Genomic DNA, 9,011 nt, shown 5'->3' on the forward strand with positions numbered 1-9,011 from the left:
ATAGATTCCTCAAGCAATAATAATGCAAAAACGATGAATCAATTCTAATCAGAAACATGTTAATATAGCAAGCAAAGTTAAGCAGAAATAAGGACCAATAATGACATCAGTTGTACCAATCCAAAATGGAATTAATTTTCGAGACTTAGGTGGCATTAAAACCAGTGATGGTCGCCAAATTCGTTCAGGAATGTTGTATCGTTCGGGTGAATTCTCTCGCCTTAGTGATGAGGAAAAAAAGTTCTTATCTGATGAGCTTAATTTACATTATGTATTAGATTATCGTGATCAACTTGAAATCGATCGTAATCCTGATAATCTTTGGAACAATAGCCAATATTTTAATATCCCAGCAAATCCATTAAGTGATGAAATTACAGCAAGCTTAGTTAGTGATGATATATTCGTACTTAAAAAATATTCGCCGTTGGATTTTATGATTAAACTTTATCAGCTATTACCGTTTAATAATCCAGCTTATAAAAAATTAATATCAATATTACTCAATGCGAATGGCAAACCATTAGTACAGCACTGTGCAGTAGGTAAAGATAGAACTGGTGTCGGCGTCGCCTTAACCCTATTTGCATTAGGTGTCAGCGAAGACGTTGTTATGCAAGATTATTTGCTTACCGAACAATATTTAAATGATTATCGTCAAGCTGTACTTAGTCAAAATAAAAGTAAATTATCGGCTGAAGAATTTGAAAAACAGAAAATCATTTTTTCAGCTAAGCAAGAGTTCTTAACTGCAGCTATCGATGAAATAAAAAAACGCTATAACACAATAGATAATTGGTTACACCAAGAGTATCAATTAGATGATAACAACAGAAAGATCCTTCAAGATATTTATCTAGTTTAACTAATATAAGTGTATGAATAACTATCATACACTTATCAATAATCACTTTATCTCAATAAAAAGTGAAATACTAAAAAAGCAATGTGAGGAAAATGAAATGTTAACCAACCAAATGGTCAAAAAACTCAATGACCAATTAAATCTAGAATTCTATTCTTCTAACCTTTACCTACAAATGAGTGCATGGTGTGATGATCAAAATTTTCCTTCGTTTGGAAAATTTTTAAGAGATCATGCTAGCGAAGAACGCCAGCATATGGAACGCTTATTTGATTATGTGTTAGATTGCGGTGCATTAGCGCTTATTGGCAAAATTGAAGCACCAGAATCAGAATATAAATCACTGCTTGATGTGTTTAGAGCGGCATATCAACATGAACTTAAAATTACCAAAGAGATAAATGAGCTTGTTGACTATGCTTTAACCCAAAAAGATTTCTCAACATTTCACTTTTTACAATGGTACGTTGCTGAACAACATGAAGAAGAAAAACTTTTTAAAAGCATTGTTGATAAACTGGAATTAGTTGGTGAAAACAAACGAGATTTATTCTTTATGGATAAAGATTTTAATAAAACATTAAGTGAGTCTGGTTTACTTGCTTCCAGCGCAGAATAAATTAATAATATTAATCTGCTACGACCATCACGGTGTAGCAGATGATCATCCTATTAAGATTGCAAAATAAAATCTGTAATAGGTTTATTATGATTTACGGCAAGATGAACTGCTTCTACTTGCTGATATTGATAATAAAAATCCTGTCCAAATGGCGCACTAATCATCTGTTTTTCAACATCTATTTTGACCGATTTTATTTGCCAAACACCTTTCGCATATAATTTAAGTGCAGATTCTTTTAATGTCCAAAGTTGCCAAAATGCCGCTAAAGTATCCGATTGTTTTAATATCCATTGATATTCTTCATTAGCAAAATAATTTTTGGCGACATTCAGATAATTTTTACGCTGCCTAGCAACTTCAATATCAATCCCAACTCTACCATTTAAGGATATGGCAACTGCCACCCAATCTTTACTATGACTGATATTAAAATCAGGCAGGTTATGTTGTAAAAAGCAAGGACGGCTATTATCACCAATAATGATGGGTGGCAAACTATCAATATGACAATACTGTTTAAGTAAACTAGCTAAAATTGAACGACAGACTAAAAACTGTTTTTTTCGTGAACCACTTAATGACTCAGCATCATTAATGATTTGTGGTGATAATAATGAATAGTTCACTTCTGCCGTATCTAAATGAGCAAGTTGAGCAATTAACATTTTATGTAAGCCAATTTAAACAAAAATTATTTTTTACTATTTTAACAGCATGCTATGCTAACTGTTATCGAAATTTATCGGTTCACTAAGGATGCATCATGTCATTACAAACAAAATTAGTTCATGCTGGTCGAAAAAAACGTTATACCCAAGGTGCTGTTAACTCCGTTATTCAGAGAGCATCATCGCTTGTTTTTGATTCATTAAAAGCGAAAAAAGACGCGATGGAAAATCGAGCCAAAGGCGGATTATTTTACGGTCGACGCGGTACCTTAACCCATTTTGCCTTACAAGATGCCATGGTCGAAATTGAAGGTGGCGCAGGTTGCTATCTTTATCCTTGTGGTGCAGCAGCCATTGCAAATGCTATCTTAGCTTTTGTCAAATCAGGTGATCATATTTTGGTTTCAGAAGCCAGTTACGAGCCAACGCAAGAATTTTGCGAACATATATTAAAAGATTTTGGTGTGGAAACCGATTATTTTTCACCCTTGATTGGTCGCTATATTACTAATCATATTAAACCCAATACCAAAGTAGTATTTCTTGAATCACCAAGCTCAATCACTATGGAACTGCATGATGTGCCAGCGATAGTTAAAGCTATTCGCAGTGTTAATCCAGAAATTGTCATTATGATGGATAATACTTGGGCTGCAGGTGTTTTATTTAAAGCATTAGAGCATGATGTTGATATCTCTATTCAAGCCGGTACTAAATATTTAATTGGTCACTCTGATGCTATGTTAGGTACTGCGGTTGCTAATCAACGATGTTGGGATCAATTACGTGAACGCTCTTATTTAATGGGACAAATGTGTGATGCTGATACCGCTTATATGGCAGCACGAGGATTAAGAACCTTAGCGGTCAGGTTAAAACAACATCACGAAAGTGGACTAAAAGTGGCTAACTGGTTAGCAAATCACCCCAAAGTTGCCACGGTTAACCATCCTGCATTAGCAAGCTGTAAAGGGCATGAATTTTTTAAACGTGATTTTAGTGGCGCTAGTGGTCTATTTTCATTTGTACTTAAAGATCATTTGAGCGAAATGCAATTATCTGATTTTTTAGATAATATGACTCACTTCTCGATGGCGTATTCATGGGGTGGATTCGAATCATTGATTTTAGCCAATCAACCTGAAGATCTTGCGAAAATACGCCCAGTCTCAGGTGTGGATTTCACAGGTACATTAATTCGATTACATATTGGCCTTGAAGATCCCGATGATTTAATCGCCGATCTGGCTGCTGGCCTAGATCGAATCAATCTACACAAAAATAAGGTTAATGCGTTACAAAGCTTAGTATAAATGGATAGCAGATGAGCCATCAAAGCCAAACCCAAATAGACAATATTGTTGAGCAAACTATTTTACAACATCTAAACGGTCGGCAATCGTTATTGGTTGCCTTTAGTGGTGGTGTCGATTCAACCGTATTAATGCACACATTAGTCACCTTAAAGCAACGGCTACAAAATTTACAACTAAGAGCTATTTATATTCATCACGGTTTAAGTAAAAATGCCGATAATTGGGCTGAACATTGCCAGAGACAATGCCAAACGTGGCAAGTGCCATTGATTATTGAAAAAGTAAAACTTAATCGTAGTACTGGCAATATTGAGGAACAGGCCAGAGAAGCTCGTTATCAAGCCATTTATCAACATTTAAAAAGTGATGAGATGTTATGTACGGCACAACATCTTGACGATCAATGTGAAACTTTCTTCCTAGCCTTAAAACGTGGTAGTGGCCCAACAGGCTTATCCGCTATGCCTCTGGAAAATGGCCAACATCTTAGACCATTATTAACGATCTCTCGCCAAGAAATTGAACAATATGCCAATCAACATCTATTAAGTTGGATTGAAGATGAAAGTAATCAAGACGACCATTATGATCGTAATTTTTTACGCTTAAAGGTACTGCCAATACTTAATCAACGTTGGCCACATTTTTCACAAATGGTGGCTCGTAGTGCTGAATTATGTCAACAGCAAGAAGCTTTAATCCATGAGCTGTTATTGGCTGAATTTGAGCAAATTATTGGTAATGCTAAACAACTCAATATTCAACCTTTACGGGATTATTCTCAATACAAACGTAATGCAATATTGCGAATGTGGTTTAGAGAGCAACATATCGGCATGCCAAGTCAAAAGCAACTGTCGTTAATTTGGCAAACCGTTATTCAAGCGAAAGAAGATGCCAATCCGCAATTTATTTTGCATAATCGACAGATTCGCCGCTATCAAAACCAACTCTATTTATTACCTTTATATCAAGATATTGAAAAGCAAATCCTGCCGTGGGATTTAGCTACGTCATTCACTTTGCCTGATAATTTAGGCCATTTACAGCCTAATTATCAAACAGATTTAACCTGCCGTTTACCACAAAAAGATGAAACGGTTTCGGTGCGTTTTCATGCGCAAGGTCAATTTCAAATTGTACAGCGCCAAGGATCACGATCAATCAAAAAATTATGGCAAGAACACCATATTCCACCATGGATGCGCACTCGTATTCCATTAATTTACTATAATGAACAATTGATTACTGCCGTTGGGGTATTTGTTACTGAGCAAGGTAAAGGATCACAAGTTGGTTTCAAGTTAAGCGATACACTATAAATTAAAAAATAAGGAGAAAATACATCTCCTTATTTTAACTTTATAAAATATCATACTATTTTGGCTCAGAACGTGCTTGCCAACGTTTTAATAATAAAGCATTAGTTACCACACTTACACTGCTAAGTGCCATAGCCGCACCGGCTATCATTGGATTTAAGAAGCCGAAGGCCGCAAGTGGAATGCCAATTAAATTGTAGAAAAATGCCCAAAATAAATTTTGTTTAATTTTATTGTAGGTTCTTCGTGAGATATCAATGGCATCAGCAATTAAAAATAGATTGCCACGCATCAACGTTATACTTGCTGCATGCATCGCGACATCAGTCCCTGTTCCCATAGCAATACCAATATCAGCAGCTGCTAACGCAGGTGCATCATTAATACCATCACCCACCATTGCCACTTTATGATTGCTATTACTACTTTTAATATTTTGGTCTTCTTTTTGTAATTGATAAATATAATTGGCTTTATCTTGCGGTAAAACTTCAGCAATAACTTTATCTAAACTTAATTGTTGCCCTACATAATTAGCCGCTTGTTGATTATCACCAGTTAACATAACTGTATTTACGTTTAATTGATGTAATGCATTAATGGCATTTTTTGCTTCTGGTTTAATTACATCAGCAAAACCAAATAAAGCTAATATCACAACACCATTTTCTGATTGCTGTTTAGCTAAAAATGAGATTGTATAGCCTTTTTGGGTAAGTTCATTAATTTTATCCTGCATATCCACAAAATAAGCATTTAACGATTTCATCCAACGTAAACTGCCTAAATAAAACTGATGATTATCAATCGTTGCCATTACCCCTGAACCAGCAACCGAAGTAATATTCTGAGCATAGTTATACGATTTAGCCTTAGCTAAAATTGCTTTTGCTAATGGGTGTTCACTACCTGCTTGCATCGATGCAGCAAGTGAAACAATTTCATCGGCTGTTTCAGTGCCCATCACATCTAATTCAACTAACTCTGGTTTACCCACCGTTAATGTGCCTGTTTTATCAAACGCTACCGTATTAACATTATGTAAAGTTTCAAGTGCCTCAGCATCTTTAATTAAGATACCATGGCGAGCAGCAACACCCGTACCAACCATTATCGCCGTTGGTGTCGCCAGTCCCAATGCACATGGGCAAGCAATGACTAACACCGCGACGGCATGTAGCAAAGCTTGTTGCCAATCATGAGAAATAACGCCCCATGCAAGTAGAGTAATCAGAGCAATGATTAAAATTACAGGAACAAAAATAGCACTTATTCGATCGACAATACGTTGAATGGGCGCTTTTTTAGCTTGAGCAGATTCGACCATAGCAATAATCTTAGACAAAGTCGAATCAGCTTGTACCGCTGTTGTTTTTACTATCAATAATCCTTCACCATTAATAGTGCCACCGGTTACCACACTATTGGGGGCTTTATTGACTGGAAAACTTTCTCCCGTTAACATAGATTCATCACAACTTGATGCGCCTTCAATAACCACACCATCAACAGGAACTCGCTCACCTGGTTTAATCACAACGACATCATCAACCTTAACTTGACTTATCGGTAAACTCACTTCATGGTCGCCTTGTCGAACTAAGGCAACTTCAGGGCGAAGTGCAGAAAGTGCCTCAATCGCTTGAGTCGTTTGATGTTTGGCTCTTGACTCTAACCATTTACCAATTAAGATTAATGTAATAATAACAACCGACGACTCAAAATAAAGGTGATCATCATTACCGATGATAAGTTGATAAAGCGACAATCCATAAGCAGCACTGGTACCAATTGCCACTAACAGATCCATATTACCGGACAACGCCTTAGCAGCATTAAAACCACTACGATAAAATTTAGCGCCAAGACCAAATTGTACAATCGAAGCAATCACTAATTGCAACCAAGCGGGCATCATCCAATGAATAGCAAACGGTTCAAGTAACATCGGTAGCACAAAAGGAATCGCTAAGATAACAGAGATAATAATCGGCCAAATTGATGCTTGTTTACTCATCTCTTGAGCATGAATTTCTGATTCAGTAATCTTTACGGCGTGGTAACCGGCTTTATCGACTGCTGCCATTAAGGTTTCTAATTGCACATTACTATTAGCTTCAATTGTTGCCTTTTCGGTCGCAAGGTTAACACTAACATTAATCACGCCATCAATTTTTTTTAATGCTTTTTCAACACGACTAACGCATGATGCGCAACTCATCTCTTCCACAAAAAAATTATATTCGATGGTTTTCATTTGACGTTTCCCTTGATGTTTGATGTGGTTTATATAGCTATTGTAATATTAATTATCCTTTTCACAAGAATGCACTTTTTTGATATATACTACCTAAAAAGATACTATTGAGATAATAATGTGAAAAATAATCCGATTAATACCACTTGTTGTAGAAAAGAACATCAACCTATCACCAGTTGTCCAGTTGATGCCACAATCAATATGATTGGTGGTAAATATAAATCGCTCATTTTATGGAAACTAATGACCGAAACCACCTTAAGATTTTCGCAATTACAGAAAGAAATTCCAACCGCTACACCTAAAATGCTAACCCAACAGCTACGTGAACTTGAAGCAAATGGCCTAATTCATCGACACGTTTATCCTGTTGTACCACCTAAAGTAGAATATTCTTTAACCAACTTTGGCAAAAGTATCAGGCCTGTTCTCGAATCGATGTATGTCTGGGGTAGTGACTATTTAAACAATCAAGGCTTACAAGTTAATTGTTCCATGACAGCAATAACTGATCCACAATAACCAATAGCAAATTTATATTTTTAATAAACGATATAAAGACAAAATGCAGGGATAAGAAAGCCCTGCATTTAGATAAAGATAGTAAAATTAATTACGCAAATTTTCTGGCCAATCATTTTGAGTAGAAACAAGCAGATCTTTAACGATTCTTGGATTGCCTGCAACTATGTTACCAGAAACCATGTAATTATTACCGCCAGCAAAATCAGTAACCACGCCACCAGCTTCACGTAAAATCAGCTCACCAGCAGCAATATCCCATGGTTTTAAGCCGATTTCAAAAAAGCCATCTAAACGCCCTGATGCGACATAAGCTAAATCTAATGCTGCTGAACCTGTACGGCGAAAATCACCACATTTAGTGAATAATTTTTGCAATACTGCAAAATAACTATCGCTATGTTGTTTAGCTTTAAAAGGAAAAGCCATTGCCAAAACACTACCTTCTAAGTCTTTAGCATTACTTACACGGATACGGTAACCATTTAGTTGTGCGCCTTTACCTCGTGCAGCCGTAAAAAGTTCATTACTCATTGGATTATACACAACAGCAACTTCAGTTTTACCTTTAACTCGAGCGGCAATCGAAACAGCAAAATGAGGAATATTTTTAATAAAATTAGTAGTACCATCAATTGGGTCAATTATCCATTGCGTTTCAGCTTCATTACCTTTAGCTAATCCGCTTTCTTCAGCAATAATAGTATGATCAGGATACGCTTTCTTGATCGTTTCGATAATTAAGGCTTCAGCAGCACGATCAGCGTTAGTAGCAAAATCGTTGGCACCTTTAGTGTCAATTTCGATTGAACTTGGATTTTCATAAGCCTTAATGGCCACATTACCTGCTTTACGAGCAGCACGAATAGCAATATTCAGCATCGGATGCATAATTTTCTTCCAATTGATGATGTTAAAGAACGGATTGATTTAGCAACACAGCAAGTATTACTAAAAATTGCCGCATAGTATAAAGGTTTTATACTAACTTTGCCAGCCATTGTTAATAGAGGAAAACTTAAAATAAAAAAATTAGTCGAATCAGCAATATTTATACAAGTAAAAACATGACTAGCAATAATAATTAGCCATATTAATACTAGTCACAATATATTTTTGATAAATGTTATTTAATTCCAAAAAAGCAAAACAGATTATTTTAAATGATAAATATCCTAGCTTTATCATCAAGATATCTTCGTCATTTTACTGTTACTCATCTAACCACGCTGTACTAAATATAAACATAAAATCAGAGTAATTACTTGATTAATCCAATAAATACATTTAAAAGATTTAAGAAAAATCTCCAAAACATTTATTACTGGTGTTTATAAAAAAGAAGAGGTTAATCGAATAAGTAATTGAAATAAACAATACGAATGATATTGAATATATCATTAAAAGATATTATAAATTGATATATATCAGTT

The 9,011-nt window shown here is 35.5% G+C and carries 8 protein-coding genes; 5 read left to right on the forward strand and 3 right to left on the reverse strand.

Features of this window, described 5'->3' with window-relative positions:
• Window positions 1-100: 100 nt before the first annotated feature.
• Together H3T80_RS10975 and ftnA are read left to right on the forward strand one after the other, a co-directional pair.
• Entirely contained in the window at window positions 101-865 is a 765-nt protein-coding gene (locus tag H3T80_RS10975) for a tyrosine-protein phosphatase (protein WP_198201697.1), read from the forward strand.
• A 97-nt stretch (window positions 866-962) separates the two neighbouring features.
• Window positions 963-1,484 (forward strand): non-heme ferritin, encoded by a 522-nt coding sequence (gene ftnA / locus H3T80_RS10980; protein WP_198201698.1) that lies wholly within the window; start codon window positions 963-965, stop codon window positions 1,482-1,484.
• Window positions 1,485-1,537: 53 nt separating this feature from the next.
• Here ftnA and H3T80_RS10985 read toward each other — a convergent pair whose 3' ends face one another.
• Window positions 1,538-2,155 (reverse strand): 4'-phosphopantetheinyl transferase superfamily protein, encoded by a 618-nt coding sequence (locus H3T80_RS10985; protein ID WP_198195933.1) that lies wholly within the window; start codon window positions 2,153-2,155, stop codon window positions 1,538-1,540.
• 98 nt (window positions 2,156-2,253) lie between these two features.
• On the opposite strand from H3T80_RS10985, the gene metC reads away from it, so the two are divergent.
• Together metC and tilS are read left to right on the forward strand one after the other, a co-directional pair.
• Entirely contained in the window at window positions 2,254-3,471 is a 1,218-nt protein-coding gene (gene metC / locus H3T80_RS10990) for a cystathionine beta-lyase (RefSeq protein WP_198201700.1), read from the forward strand.
• Between the two features lie 11 nt (window positions 3,472-3,482).
• On the forward strand, window positions 3,483-4,796 hold the full coding sequence (tilS, locus tag H3T80_RS10995) for a tRNA lysidine(34) synthetase TilS (protein WP_198201709.1): 1,314 nt from the start codon (window positions 3,483-3,485) through the stop codon (window positions 4,794-4,796).
• A 55-nt stretch (window positions 4,797-4,851) separates the two neighbouring features.
• On the opposite strand, the gene H3T80_RS11000 is transcribed toward tilS, so the two are convergent.
• Complete coding sequence (locus H3T80_RS11000; RefSeq protein ID WP_198201710.1) at window positions 4,852-7,053, reverse strand: cation-translocating P-type ATPase; 2,202 nt, start codon at window positions 7,051-7,053, stop codon at window positions 4,852-4,854.
• Window positions 7,054-7,257: 204 nt separating this feature from the next.
• On the opposite strand from H3T80_RS11000, the gene H3T80_RS11005 reads away from it, so the two are divergent.
• Window positions 7,258-7,578 carry a helix-turn-helix domain-containing protein gene (locus H3T80_RS11005; RefSeq protein ID WP_198201718.1) on the forward strand — a complete coding sequence of 107 codons (321 nt, stop codon included), beginning with the start codon at window positions 7,258-7,260 and terminating at the stop codon, window positions 7,576-7,578.
• Between the two features lie 87 nt (window positions 7,579-7,665).
• Here H3T80_RS11005 and suhB read toward each other — a convergent pair whose 3' ends face one another.
• Entirely contained in the window at window positions 7,666-8,469 is an 804-nt protein-coding gene (suhB, locus tag H3T80_RS11010) for an inositol-1-monophosphatase (RefSeq protein WP_198201712.1), read from the reverse strand.
• Window positions 8,470-9,011: the final 542 nt, after the last annotated feature.

The organism is Gilliamella sp. W8145 (assembly GCF_016101145.1).
Taxonomy (GTDB): domain Bacteria; phylum Pseudomonadota; class Gammaproteobacteria; order Enterobacterales; family Orbaceae; genus Gilliamella; species Gilliamella apis_A.